The sequence below is a fragment of the Luteitalea sp. genome, from assembly GCA_009377605.1.
GTDB lineage: Bacteria > Acidobacteriota > Vicinamibacteria > Vicinamibacterales > Vicinamibacteraceae > WHTT01.
This window is the reverse complement of record WHTT01000047.1, coordinates 20,309-39,615: the sequence shown is the minus strand read 5'-3', so window position 1 is coordinate 39,615 and position 19,307 is coordinate 20,309. Positions and strand designations below refer to the sequence as shown.

Here is a 19,307-nt window from a genome sequence, read left to right as displayed (position 1 = left end):
GGGCTGTCCCCGTTTTACCATCATGCTCAATCCGGACCGTTACTTCGATCCTGACCCCGCTACGCGGGCGGTTGCCCGCGCGCTCTACGACCGGGCGGCATCGCTTTCCCTCATCTGTCCTCATGGCCACGTCGACCCCAGATTGCTGGCCGACGATCGGGCGTTCTCGGATCCGGCGACGCTGTTGGTGGTGCCGGATCATTACGTGACGCGGATGCTCTACTCGCAGGGGATCTCGCTGGAACGTCTAGGGATCCCCACGCTCGACGGCACGCCAGTCGAAGGAGACCCGCACGAGATCTGGCGGCGCTTCGCCGAGCACTTCCACCTCTTTCGGGCGACACCGACCGGCTGCTGGCTCAAAGAGGAGCTCGAAGGCGTGTTCGGTATCTCGACACCACTTGGCGGCGATACCGCCGACGCCATCTACGACGAGCTCCAAGACAAGCTGGCACGCCCGGAGTTCCGGCCGCGCGCGCTGTTCGAGCAGTTCAACATCGAGGTCCTGTGCACCACCGATGCCGCCACCGATACGCTGGAGCTACACCAACGGCTTCGCGCGTCGGGCTGGAAGGGCAACATCCGTCCCACATTTCGGCCAGACCTCGCGGTTGATATCCTTCACCCGAAGTGGCGGGCCGAGATCACTCGACTCGGTGAGCAAACAGGACAGGAGATTGCCGAGCTCCGCAGGTTCATCACAGCCCTCGAGGCGCGGCGCGCATTCTTCAAGGCACAGGGCGCCACAGCCACGGATCACGCGGTCGTCGCGCCGTACACGCACGAGCTCTCCGAGGCGGAAGCGGCGGCCATCTTCGCGCGTGCCTTGGCAGGGCAAGCCTCCGCGGATGATGCGCGGGCCTTCACGGCGCACATGCTCATGGAATTCGCGCGCATGAGTGTCGAGGACGGGCTAGTGATGCAAATCCACCCGGGCTCGCTCCGCAACCACAATCAGCGCATCTATCAGCGCTTCGGCCCTGACCGGGGCTGTGACATCCCGGTCGCAACCGAGTACACGCGAAACCTGCAGGAGCTGCTCAACAAGTACGGCAACGAGCCAACCTTCACCCTCGTTTTGTTCACGCTCGACGAAACCACGTACACACGAGAGCTCGCGCCGCTGGCAGGCCACTATCCCGCGGTGCGCCTCGGTCCGCCCTGGTGGTTCCACGACTCCATCGAGGGGATGCTGCGCTTCCGGCACGCTGCTACGGAGACAGCCGGCTTCTACAACACGGCCGGCTTCAATGACGACACCCGTGCATTCCCTTCGATTCCCGCGAGGCATGACCTCTGTCGCCGCGTCGATGCGAACTTTCTCGGTCGTCTCGTCACCCGGCACATCCTCGAAGAGGAAGAGGCCCACGAGCTCATCGTGGATCTGTCGTATACGCTGGCGAAGCGGACGTATCGCCTCGGCTGAAACCACCACGAAGAACACGAAGGTTCGTGGTTAACCAGCGACGTGCGGACCATACGTATCAATCGACAACGATTTGATCAGTGCGTACACTGGCCTTCCTGGTGCGAGCGCTAGCCGGTTGACGGCATCGCGGGTAACCGCTGCGAGGAGCCGTCCGTCACCGACGGCAATCTGCACGAGTTGCTCATCTGCATCCTGGGCAACAGCAGCGACACGGCCTTCCAGGATGTTGTGCAGGCTCAGCCCCTCGGGTCGCGTGACGGCGAGAATGACCTCGCGAGCGGGGATGCGCACGCGCAGGTGAGCGCCGACGGGTAGGCCTCGGTCGGGCACGAGCAGACTGCCGCCGGGAAACTGCACGTCCGCGAGCCCACGCGCGTGCTCACGGGCGCGGACCTGCCCGTCGAACACGCTGCCCGCATCCAGCGCATGGCGGGACCAGGGAATGTCCGTGCGGCTCGTGAGGGTCTCGATCGGTCCAGCAGCAACGCCCCGTCCTTGCTCCATCACGAGAACATGCGTCGCAAGACGCACGACGTCGTGGAAATCATGCGTGACCAGCAGAATTGGAATGTGCACGCGTCGCCGCAAGAGATCGAGCTCGTCGTGCAATTTCGTCCGGATCGCCCGGTCAATGGCGGCAAATGGCTCGTCGAGCAGGAGAACCTGTGGATCGCGCGCCAGCGCACGTGCCAGGGCGATGCGCTGTCGCTGCCCGCCCGATAACTCCGCGGGGCGCCGCGATTCGAGCCCGTTCAGGTGCACCGCTGCCAACCAACGGTCCGCTTCCTGGCGCCGTTCCCGTCGCCGCCGCTCGCCCAGTGCCGCCATGACGTTGCCGCGAGCCGTGAGGTGCGGGAACAACGCATAGTCCTGAAAGACCAGTCCCACGCGCCGCCGTTCCGTCGGCACGTGCAGGCCAGACTCTGTGTCCGTCCAGATCTCCCCCGCACAGGCGATGCGGCCCCGCACCGGTCGGTGCAGGCCGGCGATACACCGCAACAGTGTGGTCTTGCCGCTGCCAGATGGCCCGAACACCGCCAGAAGCTCGTCAGGACCGCACGAGAGGCTCACGTCCAATGGAATCGGGACGCGCTGCTGGACGTCGACCATCAACATGGCTGCTTCACGCATGCCGACGTCCAACCCGACGACTCAGGGCGTTGGTCATGGCGAGCGTTACCAGCGCGAGGACGAGAAGCGTCGCCGCCATGATGCCCGCGCCTCGGTCGTCGAACGCTTGCATCTGGTCATAGATGGCGATGCTCAGCGTGCGCGTCTCGGCTGGGATGTTGCCGCCAACCATCAGAACCACACCGAACTCGCCGAGCGTGTGTGCAAACGTCAACACGGCAGCGGTTACGATGCCAGGCCACGCGAGGGGCAGCTCGATGGCGAGCCATGCGCGCCACCACGGCATCCCGCAGCAGGCCGCGGCCTCACGCACGTCGACGGGAACGCTCTCGAACGCGCGCTGGATGGGCTGCACCGCGAAGGGAAGGTTGATCAGCACGGACGCGAGCAGCAACCCCTCGAAGCTGAACGCCAACGACTGGCCGGTCAGTGATGCAAAGAACTGACCTAGCGGCGATCGGGCGCCAAACGCGACCAAGAGATAGAACCCGAGGACGGTCGGCGGCAACACGAGCGGCAGCGCCACGAGCGCCTCGACTGCTCCCCTTCCCGCAAAACGGCGCACGGCCAGCATGCGGCCGACGACCACGCCAATTGGCAGGAGTAAGGCGAGCGTCCCGGCACCGAGCTGAATCGAGAGCGTGAACGCCGTCCAATCCATCTGATATCGCTTTCTCACCCTGTCAGTCGCCGGGCAGGGCGAACCCATACCGGCGTAGCACATCACGCGCCTCGGACGCCTGCAAATAGCGATAGAAGCGTTCCGCGACCGGGCCGGCACGTTCGAGCAGCACCATCCGCTGTCGCAGCGGCGGCTGATCGGCCTCGGGAAGCAGGGCGTAGGTGCCCTTGCCCGCGAGCGGCGGGGCCAGCACGGTCGAGTAGGCAAGTAGCCCGCCCACGGCGTTGCCGGTGGTCGCGAACTGCGCCGCCTGCGCGATGTTCTCGCCCAAGACGAGTGACGGCTGCAGCGGCGCCCAGAGACCTTTGGCGCGCAACACGGCCTCCGCTGCCCTCCCGTAAGGTGCATGCTCCGGATTGGCAATCGCGAATCGGTGGCTTCCGCCGCGCGCCAGCAGCGCGCGGAGCCCTTCGAGCTCCGCATCGGTCTCGAGTGGCGATCCCTCCGGCGCGAAGATCACGAGGCGACCGAGCGCGTAGAGCACGCCCCGATCACGGGTCAGGCGGGCATCGGCAAGCTTGGTCACGAACGCCTCGTCTGCGGAGAGAAATAGCTCGAAGGGCGCCCCATCGAGGATTTGACGGGTCAGATTGCCGGAGGACCCAAAGATCAAGCTCACGCCCTCTCCCTGCTGAGCGGCGAACTGCCGCCCAATCTTTTCGAGCGCGAACTTCAGATTGGCGGCCGCTGCGACGGCGGGAGGTTGCTGAGCCCCGAGACACGTCGTCAGCGCCACCCACACGAGGACCACGCAGCACGTCTCTCTCAGCGTTGACGCCAGTACTGATCTGATACGGTTGGCGTAGGATTGCGCCGTCATGACGAGACTCTTCTTGCGCGTCTATTTCCGGCCAGACGCTTGGATCGGCCCGGGCAAGGTCCAGCTCCTCGAAGGGATCCGCGATTGCGGCTCGATCAGCGCCGCGGCGCGCGCGATGGATATGTCCTATCGTCGTGCTTGGTTGCTCGTCGACAGCGTCAATCGGATGTTCCGCGAGCCAGCCGTCCGGACGCTGGCCGGCGGCAGGCGTGGTGGAGCTGCCACGCTCACACCGTTCGGCCTCGAGATCATCAACCGCTACCACGCCATGGAAGCCGCATCTCGCCGCGCGGTCGCACGGGACGCGGCCGCATTGCAGCGCCGCCTCAGACGCCCACGGCAGCGGCGCACGGCGCAGACCGCGTAGTGGCCGCCACGGTAGGCGTCCCGCACCAGCATACACGAGTCGTTATATTTCAAGGAATATAGAATCGCGCACGTCAGGCGCCGCCGAAGATGTGCGTCTCGAAGAATGCGTTGCGAAACTTGCCCTGAGGGTCGTGCGCGGCCAATAGCTCCCGAAACGCCGGTAGCCTCTGATACCGGGCACTCAGCCGTGACGAGGGGATCGTGAACAGCTTGCCCCAGTGCGGCCTGACGTCGAACGGCTCGAGGGCCTGTTCGATCACTGGAAGCAGCGCTTTGACGGCGGGCCAGTCCTGTTTCCACGTGAAATGAATGGTCAGACAGGGCTGCTGGTAGCAGGGGCTCATCCAGAAACGGTCGGCGTCGATGGTTCGCACCTCGGAGATCAAGAGGTGTGGTGCAATGCGATCGCGCAGCTCGTAGACGGCAGTCAGCGCCTTCAGTGCGTGGTCGCGAGGCACGAAATACTCCGACTGCAGCTCTTCGCCGCTGCTCGGGGTGAAGTTCAGACGGAAGTGTGGCAGCCGCTCGTGCCACGGCCCGGCGACGCCCATCTGCTCGGTACAATTCTCAGCGGAGAGCTCTGCAATGGGGTGCAAGTTCTTCGCGGCAAGCTTCGCGCCGAATAGCTCGGGCCCTCCCGTTTGGGCAGTCTCCTCGCCGATTCGGGTCTTGACCCAGACCTGGTTGACCGTGTCCCCCTGCCAGTCGGTGAACAAGCTGACGCTATAGCCGCTCGCCAGGATCTCGTCGAGATGCCCACGCACCTGCTTCACTGGCAGGTTCTGGTAGACGTCCTGCCTCACGCTGAAGGTCGGCTGGATCTCGAGCGTCACCGCGGTCACGACTCCCAGACCGCCAAGCGCCACGACGGTGCCGTCGAAGCGATCGCCATCCTTGTCGCGCGATAGCGTCAGGACCTCGCCATCGGCAGTGACGACCTCCAGCCCGAGCACTGCCGTGGCCAGATTCCCGTTCTCGACGCCGGACCCGTGCGTTCCCGTCGCGCAAGCGCCAGCAACGGAGATATGCGGCAGTGAAGCCAGGTTGTGCAGCGCAAAGCCCTTCTCGTGCAGATACTCGCTCAGCTCGCCGTAGCGCATACCGGCCCCGACGGTGACCGTCCGTGACGCTTTGTCCAACGACACGACCTGGTCGAGATGCCAGACCGAGACGAGATTTTCCGTGCTGTCTGCGATCTGATTGAAGGAATGGCGGGTGCCCAGCGCCCGCAGCTTGCGGCACCGCTTCACGACCTGCCGGACCTCGTCCAGCGTCTTGGGAGAGTGGATCTGCGCCGTGCTGTATTCGATGTTGCCAGCCCAGTTTCGCTCCGTGCTGTTTTGGGCGCTTTCGATCTCCCGCGGCAGAGCAGCGCTGGCCAGCACGGCCGCCGACATCTTCAGGAATGTTCGCTTGTTCACGGGCATGCGCTTCTCCCCACGAGACGGTTACGCTCGCTTCTTCACGACCCTGCAGCCGTTGACGAGCTTGTAGCGCTCGCCCCATGCGCTCATCGCGCTCATCACGCCACGGAGACTTTGACCGGTGGCCGTCAACGAATACTCCACCCGCGGCGGCACCTCAGGATACACTTTCCTCGTCACCAAACCGCTGCGTTCGAGCTCCCGCAGCTGCTGCGTCAGCATCTTCTGCGTGACGCCCGCGATCCCACGCTTCAACTCGGAGAACCGTTTGGTGCCCTGGAAGAGTCGGTAGATGATTAGCGGCTTCCATCTCCCGCCGATGGCCGCAAGCGTCATGTAAATCTGGCAGGTGGCAGTTTGTGCTTCGACCTCGAGGCTCACGTGGCACACAAGAAGGCGGATCCATCGCGGTCGTCTCTACAGGCGCTACCAGAATGAACATGGCCGGATCCTCCATTTACGTTGCCAGCAAGGGGGCGGCCGAGCAGTTCGTGCCCACGCTCGCCCGCGAGCTTGGACCTCGCAACATCAACGTCAACACCATCTCTCCCGGATTCACCGAGACCGACATGATGCTGAACGAGATGCGTGTCTACGGCGCATCGCTGTCGCCCTTCAGCCGGACCGGCAGCGCGGATGAAGTGGCCGCGGTCGTCGCGTTCCTTACTTCACCTGACGGGCATTGGGTGACGGCGCAGAACGTCCAGGCGGGGGGCGGTGTAGCCTTCTAATCTCCCCGTTTCTATGCCACCGTTATATGCGACCGCGCTGGAGGTTGTTCATGTCATCATCCCCAGAGATCAGCCCGGACGCACTGACGCAATTCAAAGAAGCTCAAAAGCAATCGTGGGTGCATTTCACGGCGCTCGAGGCGCTGACGACGCCGGCGGCGGCGGTGCTGGTCAAACGTGCGCAGGTCGCCGCCGGACGACGCGTGCTCGATGTGGCGTGCGGGACCGGCGTGGTCGCGGTCACGGCCGCGCGGCTGGGTGCCCACGTCACGGGACTCGATCTGACGCCCGAGCTGCTCGAGCGTGCGCGTGAGAACGCGCGTCTCGCGAGCGTCGAGATCGAGTGGCGCCAAGGCGATGTCGAAGAGCTGCCGTTCGACGACGCGACGTTCGACATCGTCCTGAGTCAATTCGGACACATCTTCGCACCAAGGCCTGATGTCGCCGTGAGTGAGTTGCTGCGCGTCTTGAAGCCGGGCGGGACGATCGCGTTCGCGACCTGGCCGCCGGAGCTCTACATCGGACGGCTGATCGCGCTCCTTGGACGCTACTTGCCCGAGCCGCCGGCCGGTGTCGTATCGCCGGCATTGTGGGGCGATCCGAGCGTCATCCGCGAGCGTCTCGGTGCCGGCGTCGCGGACGTCACGTTCGATCGCGCCCGCATGCCGGTGCCGGCGCTGAGCCCGCAGCACATGCGGGCGATGCTGGAGCGCACCTCTGGCCAGGTGATGAAGTTGGTCGAATCGTTGACGGCGGCAGATCCCGCCCGACTCGCAACATTCCGGCGAGAGCTCGACGAGCTCATTGCAGGGTACTTCGAAGACAATCTCGTTCGGCAGGATTACCTGATCACGCGCGCGACAAAGGTGTGAGCGACGGTACCGGGTGCTCGTACGCGCGTCCGTCAGCCTTGCGGCAGGAGTGAAGATGTCGTGGCACGGGTCACTATAAACACGACGTACACTCCCTCCCGACGTAACCTCGGTGCGCTCGAAACGGAAGCCGCCAGTGTGCGGGCACGCCGCTGTCGAGCTATATTTGGAATGTGGGCACACTCGCACTCCCGGGGAGTGAGCTGATTGAACGGGGTCTCCAGGAACTTGCCTTAGGCGAAGAGACTGAGGCGGCTCTCCTCGTACTCATTGGAGCTCCGCGACTACGGCGCCTCGGCGTGGATGTGCCTCGCCTGTCCGTTTTGGCCGAGAAGACGCCCGAGCTTCGTCTCTACGAGCGCCTGGCCGCTAGCGATCCCGACTCCGCGCACAGCCGCTACAACGCGCTTCTCCGGCGACTGGTCAGTTTCGAACGGGCGCTGGCATGCGTAAGCTAACCGACGTCGACCGTCTCTACCAGTTTATGCGAGCGCTAGCAGCGGAAGCTGACAAGTCGGCTTGCGTGTATTTCACAGGCGGAGCGACAGCGCTCCTCAATGGATGGCGGGCAACGACGATCGATGTTGACCTGAAGATCGTTCCCGAGCAGGACCGTCTGCTCCGGGCGATTCCACGGTTGAAGGAAGAGTTGGAGATCAACGTGGAGCTCGCCTCACCGGATGACTTCATCCCTCAACTACCCGGGTGGGAAGAGCGCAGTACCTTCGTCCAACAACAGCGCCACCTGACATTTCGCCACTACGACTACTACGCTCAGGCTCTATCGAAGTTGGAGCGGGGTCACGCCCAGGACATCACCGACGTGGAAGAAATGCTGAAGAGAGGACTGATTGACCCGAAGCGTCTCTTGGATCTCTTCACAGCTATCGAGCCAGAATTGTACCGCTACCCATCGATTGATCCCCGCAGTTTTCGCCGATCTGTCGAAGCCTGCGTCGAGTCTGCCGGTTCAGATGCGAGCTCTTCGTGAATCCGCGCGTCGTCGCCATCCGTAGGACGCGGAAAGATTACAGCCGGCAGGATCATGCTCACCGCCTGTTTCGTCGGCGAGACTGTTGGGCCATCCTTCGACGCCGTTTGCCTGTCGTTGAGTCGCGACCTGCATGCCGCCGATGTGCGCGCTCCGTGGAATGGCGTTGGTCGCCCGTTACCAAATCCATCACCCGCCCCTCTTCGTCAAGAATGTACATGGGCTCGTGACCATTCCACGTTCTGAAGAGGTCGGGGTCCCTCTCTCTGCCATAATCGATGCCGACCACAGCGCGAAACCTGTAACCCTCTTTCAAGCCGACCGCTATGAGATTCTCGTCGACGATGACGGTCGGACAGGCGGTGCAGAAGTACCCGGCTGGGGCGAACATGGCGCGCGGTGCGATGTTGGTGGCATAGATGAAGTTCGCCATCTGCTGCCGCGTCTGAGCTTTGCAGCGCGGACACTGTAGGTGGGACGCAACCGCACGCATCGCATAACCGTGCTCGACGCTTCCTCTGAAGATGGCCAGCCCCTCCTGCTGGGCCATTTCCTCCATGATCAATGGCTGCGCTTCGGGTCCGATCTCGTCTAGATCGACGGTGACCAGTGCGTTGTCGCCGCTGGCCTTGATCCGGATACCTGGTATTGATCGCTGCGCCTCCATATCGTCGGCCTGCTGCGAAAGTTCCTTGGACACGTCGCCAGCACCGAGGCGTTTGGGCCACCATCGACGAAAGTTGCTCATCGGTCTCCTCATTGCGCGCCACACGCGCATGCGCGTATACGCAGGCCACTCGTGCGAGTGGGCTCGGTGCACGCAGCATCCGCCCCGCGGCTATGCCCAACTTGAGAAAGAGGGCTTTCGTGCTACCGCGGCTCGACGAGGATTTCCGTTTTCACAGAGTTCGCGATGTAACACGATTCGTGCGCGCGGTGATGCAGCGCATCGAGCTGCTCACGCGAGGGCCGGTTTCCCGCCCACGTAACTTGTGGACGCAGGACGACCCTCAGTATTGCTATGTTACCGTTCGCGTTCTTTCCCATCTCGCCGACGGCTTCATCCTCGTATCGATCAATGACGAATTGACCCTTGGCCGCATAGGATAGGAAGAAAAGCATGTGGCAGGAGGACAGCGAGGCGACGAACGCTTCTTCCGGGTCCACGGCGTCCTCTTTCGACAGTGGCAGCTTCACCACCTGAGGCGAGCTAGAGGCTGGAACCACGGTGCCGCCGTCGAAGCGCCATTCGTGGGCCCGGGAATACTTGTTGTCATTGAACAGCTCGTCCGCTGCGCGCGTCCATACGACGGTCGTTGTGTACATGCTCATGTGCTGCTTACCTGAGGGAATGGTGATCGCGCCGTTCTGATAAGAGAGACGACGTTCGGTGTTCGTAGGGATCCGTGACCTGAACGTCCACGCCGGCAAGAACCGCGCCGAACTGGCCCCGGCCGGGGCGAGTTCGCGCATCATGCCTTCATCGTGCCGCACGAGCGACGCTCTGACAACAGAGGATATCCCACCTCGGCAAAATGCCCGCGCGACCCCGAGAGCCTCACGCACCACTGGTCCGTTTCCCCCTCACTCGGTTGACTCGTCCTTGTTTCAGAATATGATCTTCAAACCGAACATGGTCGAGAGAACACGCCTTCTCCTGTGTGTTATCTGTCTCGCCGCCCTTGGGGTGGCCGTCACCCGTACGTCGAAGAGCGCCGACGGCGAGATCTCGGTCAGTCCCACAACGGCCGTTGCGGGAGATTTCGGAACCTGGACGGTCACCTATCGTGTCGGGTCACGTGGAATTGCCAAGGGGGGTGCGCTACGCGTTCAGTTCCCCGATTCCTGGCATGCGGGCGATCGGAACTCTGCGAATCGGCTCCAGTCAACCGACGCGAAAGGCGATCACTACATCTCCAGTCGGTCTTCTCGCGACAACGTGCGGCTCGAGACGGCAGTCGAATCAGAAAGCGCGAGCTATCTCGTCAAGTCGGCGCGGCCTGGGTTGGATGGTCGGTTGGAGCGATATGTCTTTGTCGTACGAGTCACCGTTGGGGAGGGCGAGCTCCAGGAGGGCGATACCGTCTCGGTGACCTACGGCGACACCTCCATGGGCAGCCGCGGGATGAAGGCCGGCATCGTCAGCACGCCGCCCGAGCCGATCCTGGCGGCTGTAGACCATGACGGAACGGAAAAGTTTCAGCGCCTTCCAGACCACCCCACCGTGCACATTGTCAGCCGCCCGGCGGCCGAGCTACGGCTCTCCGGACAGTCGGCTCTCGTGGCCGGCACGCCAGCAACGCTATCGTTGGCGGTGGTGGACGAGTACGGCAATCCGTCCACCGCTTTTGCCGAAGAAGCGCGTCTCGACGTGGTCGAAGGAGAAGCGGATGTTCCTGCCACCGTCTCGTTCATGCGGGGACAGGGCTGGGCACGTGTGCGCTTCACCCCCAAGCGCGCTGGACTCGTACGCGTCGAAGCAACGGCACGAGGAGGGATTCTTCGAACGGCGGGCAATCCCATGATGGTTCATTCGACCCCACCGAAGCGGCGAATCTACTGGGGGGATCTGCATTCACACTCGCATTACAGTTGGGACGGCGTTGGGCGAAATCCCTACGAGTACGCTCGAGATATCGCCGGCCTGGATTTCTTCAGCTTGACCGATCACAGCCGAACTCCCGAGGGAGGATTTACCCGCGGCCTCGGACCGCACGTCTGGGAGGAATACAAGCAACTGGCGGAAGAGTACGACCAGCCCGGAGCGTTCGCGACCTTGTTCGGCTATGAAACCTCCTTTGGCGCACCCTACGGACATCGGAATGTGTATTTCCGAGGCCGGCCCGGGCCGCTGCTGGCTCCCGAGAGTGCAACGCTCCCAGACTTGTGGAAGGCCCTGAACGCAGGAGAAGGGTTGACGATTCCTCACCATACTGGGGCGTTTCCGCAAGGTGTTCGCTGGGAGCCTCACGATCCGGAATTCCAACGAAACTTCGAGATCTACTCCGCCCACGGCCTGAGTGAAGCCTACCAACCGGACCATCCGCTCGCGTTCGAGCAGAGCGACTTCAGCGAGCCGCGCCGGTCGGCTCGCGCTCCTCAATTCGCCCAGGATGCCTGGATGGCCGGTCTGATGCTCAGCACGATCGCCGCCAGCGATGACCACCGCTCGCACCCGGGCCGCCCCCACTGGGGCCTGAGCGCCGTTTCCGCGACCGGTCTGACCCGCGCGGAGATCTTCGATGGGCTCTACGAGCGTCGGACATACGGGACGACCGGAGTACGGATTCTGCTGGATTTCCGGATCAACGGCGAGCCCATGGGAACGCGGATCAGTACGCAGCACCTCCCGCTGTTGGAGGTGGAAGCGCACGGAACCGATGTGATCGAGAAATTGGAGGTGCTGCGCCATAGCCGCACGGACGGCGGGTTCGAGGTGATTTACTCCATCGAGCCGCACGCGCTCGACTTTCACTGGAAAGATCGCGATCGGACGTTTCGCGAGGACTCCATCTACTATGTTCGTTTGCGGCAGAAACGGATGGTGCGAAACCGCATTGCCATGGCGTGGTCCAGTCCTATCTGGGTTACCGACGAGCTGAGAAACGAACCGTGATCGTTGAGCGTAGACTGTTCGGAAGGCCCACCTCGTCTCGTGCGCAGCCGTGGAAGCTGCGTGTAGACTCTTACCATGCGATATCGCTTCGGTCCTTTCGCAGTCTGTCTTGCTCTCGCGCTCCTGGTGCAGGCCCTGCCGGCTGCGCAGCAGAGCGTCACCGCCCCTCGGCAGGTGCAGACACCAGCACAGTTCGTCGGCTTCGAGATCGGTGCCGACGGAGAGCTGGTCCGTTATCCGAAGGCGCTGGAGTACTTCCAGCACCTGGCGAAGCAGAGCGATCGCGTGCGGTACGAGGAGCTGGGCAAGACAACGCTCGGGAACCCCTACGCGCTCGTGACGATTAGCTCCCCTGAGAACCTGGAGCGGCTGGATCGTCTGGTGGAGATCAACCGGCGGCTGGCCGACCCGCGCGGAGTAGACGAGGCGGAGGCGACGCAGCTCGCGCGCGAAGGACGCCCCTTCTATCTCTTGTATGCCACGATCCACTCTACCGAGGTAGGCAACGGGCAGGCGATCCTGCGCGTCGCGCACAAGCTGGCGACCGACTCCGGCCCTGCGACACAGGAGATTCTGGACAACTCCGTGCTGCTGCTCGTGCCGTCGCAGAATCCAGACGGCCAGGTGATGGTGATCGATCACTGGTACAAGACGAAAGGCACGGATCTCGAGCGGGTGTATCCGGACCTGTACCACAAATATGTGGGACATGACGACAACCGCGACTGGTTCATGTTCACGCAGAAAGAGACGCGGTTGATGGTCGAGCGCGTGCAGAACCATTACAAACCAGTCATCACGCATGACATGCACCAGCAGGGGCAAACGGGGTCGCGGATCTTCGTACCGCCGTTCCAGGAGCCCTACGACGTGAACTTCCACCCGATTCTCGCGCAGGAGCAGGCGCAGGTCGGGCAAGCCATGGCAGGAGCGCTCATCGCCGAAGGGAAGGAAGGCGTCGCGTTCAACGAGCGGTACGACCTCTGGACGCCGGCGCGCCAGTACATGGTCTACCATGGCCAGCCACGCATCCTGACCGAGATTGCATCCGCGAATCTCGCAGATCCGTACTCGAGCCCGGAAGGAAAGGACACACCACTCGGCCCGCAGGAGGTGCGCGTCAACTTCCCGAAGCCGTACTCGAAGAGCGAGTGGCGGCTGTCGCAAATCGTCGACTATGGGGTAACTGCGGCGCTCGCCGGTATCTCACACGTCGCGAAGTACCACGCTGAGTTCCTCACCAACTTCTACAAGGTCCACCGTGAGTGGGTGAATTGGAAGGGCTCGCCCCACGCGTTTGTCGTGCCGGCAGGTCAGCGCGATCCGCTGGCGACCTACGAGCTGCTCGACATCCTGAGGACCGGAGCGGTCGAGATCGAGCAGGCAACGAGCGCCTTCCAGGCCGGCGGCAAGTCCTACGCGGCCGGATCGTATGTCATCCATCTTGCACAGCCTTACGGCGCGTTTGCAAAGACGATGCTGGAGAAGCAGGTCTATCCGGATCTGCGGCTCTTCCCTGGGGGCCCGCCGAAGCCGCCGTACGACGTGACAGGCCACACGCTCGGATACCTGATGGGCGTGTCGGTCGACCCGATCGCGGAGCCGTTCCAAGCGTCGCTCGAACGCGTCACGGATCTCGAGCCGGTGCAGTCGCCGCTGCCTGCGTCGCCGCGCTGGGCCTACGTGTTCGGGCCGGAGTCGAACGCCGGCTTCGTGGCGGCGGCGCGCTTGCAGAAGGCGGGTATTCCGCTCTTTCGCACGGCTTCGGGCGCAACACTCAACGGTCAGGCCCTCGCAGCAGGCACCTGGGTGGTGCCAGCCTCGAATGAGGCCCGCGGCCTGCTCGAGACCGTCGCACGCGAGACGGGCCTCGAAGTGATCGGGGCGGACGATCCGCTCGCGGTTGCAGGCTTCCGCTTGAAAGCGCCGACGCGCATTGGGCTGTGGCGCGGCGCGAACAACATGCCTGGCGGGTGGCTCCAGTGGACCTTCGAGCAGTACGGCATGAGCCACGACGTCGTTTCGTCGACAGATTTCGCCGGCGATCTCGCCAACCGTTACGATGCCATCGTCCTGCCCGACGGGATCAGCCGCGAGACTATCGTCGACGGCCTCGATCCGGCAACGCACGACAAGACGTGGGAGTGGGCCTACGGTGTGGGTGAGGACGGGTGGAAGAAGCTCGCGCAGTGGGTCCGCGACGGCGGGACGCTGGTGGCCACCGGCAGCTCGGTGGAGACGGCGCGCGCGCTGCTCGATCTGCCGATTGAAAAGGTGCTGCCCGAGTCGCGCCGCCGAGGGCGCGGGTCAAGCGAAGAGGAGACGCCCAGCGAGCCTGCGACGACAGCCGAGACGAACCAGGTGCTGCGCGAGACCTTCTCCAGCCCCGCGCGCCTGGCCGCGACCCTGAGCGAGCGCGTCATCGAGCCCGAAGCGCGGTTCTACTGCCCCGGCTCGCTGCTGCAGAACGACTTCGACGTCGATCATCCGATCGGCTTCGGCATGCCGGCATCCTGGCCGGTGTTCTTCGAGTCGGATCAGGCGTATCGCCTCACACCGTCGTTCGATATCCGCCCCGAAGTGGTCGCACGGTATCCCTCCGAGGGTCCAATCCTGCAAAGCGGCTGGTTGCTCGGTGAGGAGCTCCTCCACGATCAAGCCAACGTCGTTGCCTTCCGGGTCGGGCGTGGCTATGTCGTAACGCTCGGGACACAGGTCCACTTCCGCTCGCAGACGCGCGCGACCTACAAGCTGCTGTTCAACGCGCTGTTCCACGGCCCATCGACGCCAGTCACCGCCGCGGAGCTCGGGAAGCTCCAGAGTGCCGTCGCCGAGCCGTCGCAGGCGGCTGCGGATTCACGGAATTAGGGCTCACGTGGATGGTCGGTCGTAGCGCAGGCCTTTAGGCCTGCCCGAGCGGCGACTGGCAGGCCTGAAGGCCTGCGCTACGTGTGTTGATGCGTGGCGCGGCACGGCGTGCGCACCTCGACAGCGTGTGCTTATGACGGCCGGCCGGGCCGGGTGATCCCCAGCTTCTGTATGCGGAACTGCACCGTGGAGCGCTTCATCCCCAGACGGGCGGCTGCACCGTTGGGACCAGCAACCACCCAGTTGGTCGCCTCGAGCACGGCGACAATGTGTCTGCGATCAGCCTGCTCGAGGGTCTCCGACGGCGACGTTGGGAACGGCGCCGACTGCCGCGTGCTCAGCTCAGCGACCGGAACCTCCAATGCTGGACCACGCGAGAGAATGACCGCGCGCTCGATGAGGTTCTGCAGCTCACGGATATTGCCCGGCCAGTCGTAGCGGACGAGCGCCTCCATGCTTTCCGAAGGAATGAGCTCGATGCCCCTCCTCATCCGCCGTGCGAACTGCTGTGCGAAGTGGCGGACGAGCATGAGGATATCGTCGCGGCGCTCGCGCAGCGGCGGCACGTGAATCGGTCGGTCCAGTCACGGCCGCAGTAGAATTTAGCTGTGACCATACCGAACGTCACCACTGCGCTAATAACCGTGACCGGGCCTGACAAACCAGGCGTTACGTCCGCGCTGTTCGCGACGCTCAGCCGGCACGCGGTCGAGGTGCTCGACGTCGAGCAGGTCGTCATCAGGGGGAGATTGGTGCTCGGAGTCCTGGTTGCCTTCGACGGAGCTCCAGAGGAGTTGCAGGAGGCGGTCGGACAGACGATGGGGAGCATCGGCATGCTGGTCGACGTCGAGGTGGGCGTGGAAGAGCGATTGCCGGCGCGGTTGTCTTCGAGCCACGTCGTGGTCGTGCTCGGACGCCCGGTGACGGCTCACGCCTTCACCGAGGTGGCAGGAGAGCTCGCGTCGTTGGGCGTCAACATCGACGCAATCCGGCGTGTCGCCGACTATCCGGTCACCGGTCTGGAATTGGGTGTGTCCGTGCCAGAGGCCACGCCGCGTTCGGACGCCGAGCTCAGATCGGCCCTGGCCACCATCTCCTCGCGCGTCGGTCTGGACATCGCCGTCGAACGTGCCGGTCTGGCCAGACGGGCGAAGCGGCTCGTGGTGTTCGATGTGGACTCGACATTGATCCAGGGTGAGGTCATCGAGATGCTCGCGGCGTGCGTCGGCTGTCTCGGAGACGTCAAGCGAATCACCGACGCGGCGATGCGCGGCGAGCTGGACTTCACGGCATCGCTGACAGCGCGCGTCGCCCTGTTGAAGGGACTACCCGCGTCGGTGCTCGACGAGGTGCGAGAGACGCTCGAGCTCACACCGGGGGCGCGGACCACCGTGCGGACGTTGCGGCGGCTCGGATTCCGCTGCGGTGTGGTGTCGGGCGGCTTCACGCAGGTTGTGCAGCGGCTCGTCGACGAGCTGGGTCTGGACTTCTGCGCAGCCAATGAGCTGGAAGTCGTTGACGGCCGACTCACCGGCCGGCTGGTCGGCGACATCGTGGACCGGCCGGGCAAGGCGATTGCCCTCCGCCGGTTCGCCGAGCAGTACGGGATTCCGCTGACCCAGTCGGTGGCGGTCGGTGACGGGGCCAACGACATCGACATGCTGTCCGCCGCCGGGCTGGGCGTCGCGTTCAACGCCAAGCCGGCGCTTCGTGAAGTGGCCGACACCGCGCTCTCGCAGCCGTTCCTCGACGCGGTCCTGTTCCTGCTCGGCGTCACCAGGGCAGAGGTCGAGGCTGCCGACGCCGCCGATGGCCTGAGCCTCGAGCGCGTGCCGGTGTAGGCCCGACCTTCAGGTCGGGCGCGCAATCGCAGAACGTCAACGCCCGAGCTACAGGTCGGGCCTACCGTAGATACTGGTGGCAGGAGGCGCTCCCACATGACCTCGTTGGACGCGCTGAAACAGGATGTCCGGCTCGCCGTCCGAACGTCGGCGCGCGACCCCGGCTTCGCGGCGGCCGCTGTCATCACGCTCGCCTTCGGCATCGGTCTGGCCGCTGCCATGTTCACGGTCTTCGACGCCGTCTTGCGGCGCCCGCTGCCGGTGCAGGAACAGGAACGCGTCGTCGTGCTCTGGGGAGAAGCAGACGGAAGCCTGCGTCGCCTGCCGCTTCATTATGAGCACTTCGAGCGCTTCCGTCAGAACCCGCACACGTTGCAGGAAGTTGCTGGCGTGCTCAACATGCGCGCCTCACGTACGGCGGTGCGTGACGGCGAGCGGGCGCTCACGCTGAACGTAGCACCCGTGACGGGCAACTTCTTCGGCCTGCTCGGCTCGCCGCCGTTCATCGGACGCACGCTGCGACCGGATGACGATGTGGAAGGGGCGGAGCGGGTGGCGGTGATCAGCCACGGCCTCTGGCGCAGGCGCTTCGGTGGCAATCGCGACGTGATCGGCCGCCGCCTCACGCTGCATGAGCGGGAGCTCACGTACACGGTGGTGGGCGTGGCGCAGCCGGGGCTCGAATATCCCGGTGGCGCGGATCTCTGGGTGCCGCTGGTCCCATTCATCAAGCTCGAGGTGGTGCCGCTCGGGCGGCTGGCAGCGCACGCCACGCCGGCGCAGGCCGCCGCAGAGCTGCGGGCTTCTTTCGAACGTGAGGATCCCATCAATCGGGGCGATCTCCGTGCCGCTGCGAGCTCGCTGCGGGACGTCGTGATCGGCAATGTGCGACCGGCGCTGTTTCTCCTGTCGGCCGCCGCGGCGCTGCTCCTGCTCATCGCGTGCGTCAATGTGGCGAACCTGCTGCTCGCCCGCGCTTCGGGCCGGATGCCCGAAATTGCGACACGACACGCGCTCGGGGCGAGCAGAGGACGGATCCTGCGTCAGCTTCTCACCGAGAGCTCCGTGCTGGCTGTCGCGGGTGGGCTGCTGGGCGCCCTGCTCGCGGTGGGTCTCGTCCGCGGTCTGCTCATCCTGGCGCCGCCAGAGCTTCCGCGGCTCGAAGAGATTCGGCTCACTGGCGTCCCTCTCTGGATTGCCGCTGGCATCACGGGTGCCGCTACTTTGGCCTTCGGGCTCTTCCCGGCGCTCTTTGCCTCGCGCGCCGGGGCTTCCTCGTTGCGGGCCAGCAATCGATCCAGCACCGCGCCGAAGGGTAGACGACGCGCGCAGCATGCGCTCGTTGTCTTTCAAATCGCGCTCGCGGTCATCGTGCTCGTCGCCGCCAGTTTGCTCGGCCGAAGCCTCCGTGAGCTCGAACGCTTGGACATGGGCTTCATCTCCGACCGGCTTGCGATAGTGCAGTTGGCTCGGCCCGGAACGAAGTTCGAGAGCCCTGCGCAGGTGCGCGCGCTCTACGATCGCCTCATCCCGCGCCTCGAAGCGCTTCCGGGTGTCGTCTCGGTCGCGTCGCTGAGCCTGATGCCGTTTGGCGGCGCGATGGGGGGCATCGATGGACACTTCGTCGCCGAAGGCAAGCCAGAAGCAGCCGAAGCGACTCGCCCACTCCTCAACATGGAAGTGGTGGGCCCTGGCTACTTCCGTACACTCGACATACCGCTTCTGCGCGGTCGACCCCTCACCGACGCAGACCGCGAGAACAGCCCGCGCGCGGTCGTCGTCAGCGAGACGGTGGCTCGGCTCTTTTGGCCCGCCCAGGACGCCGTGGGAAAGCGTCTCGGCTTTGGACAGCCGAAGCAGCCGGAGGACTGGTGGACTGTCGTAGGCGTCGTCCCCGAAACGCGCTACCGGGCCATGCGTGAGCCGTTGCCCACCGTTTACCTCCCCCATCGACAGTTTGCGGGAGCCAGCTTCGTTGGGCACATGCTTGCAATCCGCACGAGCGGGGAGCCTGCCGCGGTCCTGCCGTCCATTCGCCATGCGGTGCAGGAGACGGATCCAGACGTCCTCGTGACGGAGGCGCAGACGATGGCGCGTCTCCTGGCAGGGGAGCTCGCGCAACCGCGTCTCAGCGCGGTTCTGCTCGGTGTCTTCGGCATCGGCGCTCTTCTATTGGCAGGCGTCGGGCTCTACGCGATGCTCGCCTATATCGTTCGACGGAGAACGCGCGAGCTGGCGATCCGGCACGCCTTGGGCGCATCGCCGTCGCGTCTGCGCGCGCTCGTGCTGCGCCAGGGCGCGATGATGACCGGCGCCGGCATCCTCCTGGGATTGGCCACCGCCCTCGCCGGCGGCAGCGTGCTCCAATCCCTTCTGTTCTGCGTTAGTCCCGCCGATCCCCTCACGCTGGCCGGCGTGCCGCTGGTCCTCCTCGTCGTGGCGCTCGCGGCCTGCTATATTCCCGCGCAGCGGGCGACGCGCGCGGATCCGGTCGCGGTGCTGCGGGCGGACTACTGATCGGACGAAAGTGATA

At 64.5% G+C, this 19,307-nt stretch carries 18 protein-coding genes; 10 read left to right on the top strand and 8 right to left on the bottom strand.

The window, feature by feature from the left end:
• Positions 1-22 precede the first annotated feature (22 nt).
• Positions 23-1,426: a glucuronate isomerase gene (gene uxaC, locus GEV06_16315; GenBank protein ID MPZ19461.1), complete on the top strand. Its 1,404-nt coding sequence runs from the start codon at positions 23-25 to the stop codon at positions 1,424-1,426.
• A gap of 30 nt (positions 1,427-1,456) precedes the next feature.
• Here the strand turns inward: uxaC and modC are convergent, their stop codons facing one another.
• Genes modC through modA form a run of 3 tightly spaced genes read right to left on the bottom strand, consistent with a single transcriptional unit; the run spans position 1,457 to position 4,062 of the window.
• On the bottom strand, positions 1,457-2,560 hold the full coding sequence (modC, locus tag GEV06_16310; GenBank protein ID MPZ19460.1) for a molybdenum ABC transporter ATP-binding protein: 1,104 nt from the start codon (positions 2,558-2,560) through the stop codon (positions 1,457-1,459).
• Positions 2,553-3,221 carry a molybdate ABC transporter permease subunit gene (gene modB, locus GEV06_16305; protein ID MPZ19459.1) on the bottom strand — a complete coding sequence of 223 codons (669 nt, stop codon included), beginning with the start codon at positions 3,219-3,221 and terminating at the stop codon, positions 2,553-2,555. Before modB ends, modC begins: the two co-directional genes overlap by 8 nt.
• A gap of 22 nt (positions 3,222-3,243) precedes the next feature.
• Complete coding sequence (gene modA / locus GEV06_16300; protein ID MPZ19458.1) at positions 3,244-4,062, bottom strand: molybdate ABC transporter substrate-binding protein; 819 nt, start codon at positions 4,060-4,062, stop codon at positions 3,244-3,246.
• On the opposite strand from modA, the gene GEV06_16295 reads away from it, so the two are divergent.
• Positions 4,061-4,429, top strand: a complete 369-nt coding sequence (locus GEV06_16295) for a LysR family transcriptional regulator (GenBank protein MPZ19457.1) — start codon at positions 4,061-4,063, stop codon at positions 4,427-4,429. The genes modA and GEV06_16295 overlap by 2 nt on opposite strands.
• Before the next feature lie 73 nt (positions 4,430-4,502).
• On the opposite strand, the gene GEV06_16290 is transcribed toward GEV06_16295, so the two are convergent.
• Positions 4,503-5,858: an FAD-binding protein gene (locus GEV06_16290; GenBank protein MPZ19456.1), complete on the bottom strand. Its 1,356-nt coding sequence runs from the start codon at positions 5,856-5,858 to the stop codon at positions 4,503-4,505.
• 21 nt (positions 5,859-5,879) lie between these two features.
• Positions 5,880-6,191: a transcriptional regulator gene (locus GEV06_16285; protein MPZ19455.1), complete on the bottom strand. Its 312-nt coding sequence runs from the start codon at positions 6,189-6,191 to the stop codon at positions 5,880-5,882.
• Positions 6,192-6,289: 98 nt separating this feature from the next.
• On the opposite strand from GEV06_16285, the gene GEV06_16280 reads away from it, so the two are divergent.
• From GEV06_16280 to GEV06_16265, 4 genes are all read left to right on the top strand, one after another.
• Positions 6,290-6,586: an SDR family oxidoreductase gene (locus GEV06_16280; protein ID MPZ19454.1), complete on the top strand. Its 297-nt coding sequence runs from the start codon at positions 6,290-6,292 to the stop codon at positions 6,584-6,586.
• Between the two features lie 50 nt (positions 6,587-6,636).
• Positions 6,637-7,458, top strand: a complete 822-nt coding sequence (locus tag GEV06_16275) for a methyltransferase domain-containing protein (GenBank protein MPZ19453.1) — start codon at positions 6,637-6,639, stop codon at positions 7,456-7,458.
• Positions 7,459-7,631: 173 nt separating this feature from the next.
• On the top strand, positions 7,632-7,916 hold the full coding sequence (locus GEV06_16270; protein MPZ19452.1) for a hypothetical protein: 285 nt from the start codon (positions 7,632-7,634) through the stop codon (positions 7,914-7,916).
• Positions 7,904-8,449 carry a hypothetical protein gene (locus tag GEV06_16265; protein MPZ19451.1) on the top strand — a complete coding sequence of 182 codons (546 nt, stop codon included), beginning with the start codon at positions 7,904-7,906 and terminating at the stop codon, positions 8,447-8,449. Before GEV06_16270 ends, GEV06_16265 begins: the two co-directional genes overlap by 13 nt.
• Before the next feature lie 58 nt (positions 8,450-8,507).
• Here GEV06_16265 and GEV06_16260 read toward each other — a convergent pair whose 3' ends face one another.
• Together GEV06_16260 and GEV06_16255 are read right to left on the bottom strand one after the other, a co-directional pair.
• Positions 8,508-9,197 (bottom strand): hypothetical protein, encoded by a 690-nt coding sequence (locus GEV06_16260; GenBank protein MPZ19450.1) that lies wholly within the window; start codon positions 9,195-9,197, stop codon positions 8,508-8,510.
• A gap of 122 nt (positions 9,198-9,319) precedes the next feature.
• Entirely contained in the window at positions 9,320-9,781 is a 462-nt protein-coding gene (locus tag GEV06_16255) for an OsmC family peroxiredoxin (GenBank protein MPZ19449.1), read from the bottom strand.
• Positions 9,782-9,923: 142 nt separating this feature from the next.
• Between GEV06_16255 and GEV06_16250 the strand changes: the two genes are divergently transcribed.
• Together GEV06_16250 and GEV06_16245 are read left to right on the top strand one after the other, a co-directional pair.
• Positions 9,924-12,065 (top strand): DUF3604 domain-containing protein, encoded by a 2,142-nt coding sequence (locus GEV06_16250; protein ID MPZ19448.1) that lies wholly within the window; start codon positions 9,924-9,926, stop codon positions 12,063-12,065.
• A 75-nt stretch (positions 12,066-12,140) separates the two neighbouring features.
• Positions 12,141-14,933, top strand: a complete 2,793-nt coding sequence (locus GEV06_16245; protein ID MPZ19447.1) for a hypothetical protein — start codon at positions 12,141-12,143, stop codon at positions 14,931-14,933.
• A 131-nt stretch (positions 14,934-15,064) separates the two neighbouring features.
• Here GEV06_16245 and GEV06_16240 read toward each other — a convergent pair whose 3' ends face one another.
• Positions 15,065-15,463, bottom strand: a complete 399-nt coding sequence (locus GEV06_16240; GenBank protein MPZ19446.1) for a hypothetical protein — start codon at positions 15,461-15,463, stop codon at positions 15,065-15,067.
• A gap of 78 nt (positions 15,464-15,541) precedes the next feature.
• Between GEV06_16240 and serB the strand changes: the two genes are divergently transcribed.
• Together serB and GEV06_16230 are read left to right on the top strand one after the other, a co-directional pair.
• Positions 15,542-16,774, top strand: coding sequence for a phosphoserine phosphatase SerB (gene serB, locus GEV06_16235; GenBank protein MPZ19445.1), 1,233 nt, complete (start codon positions 15,542-15,544; stop codon positions 16,772-16,774).
• Between the two features lie 96 nt (positions 16,775-16,870).
• Positions 16,871-19,291 (top strand): FtsX-like permease family protein, encoded by a 2,421-nt coding sequence (locus tag GEV06_16230; GenBank protein MPZ19444.1) that lies wholly within the window; start codon positions 16,871-16,873, stop codon positions 19,289-19,291.
• Positions 19,292-19,307: the final 16 nt, after the last annotated feature.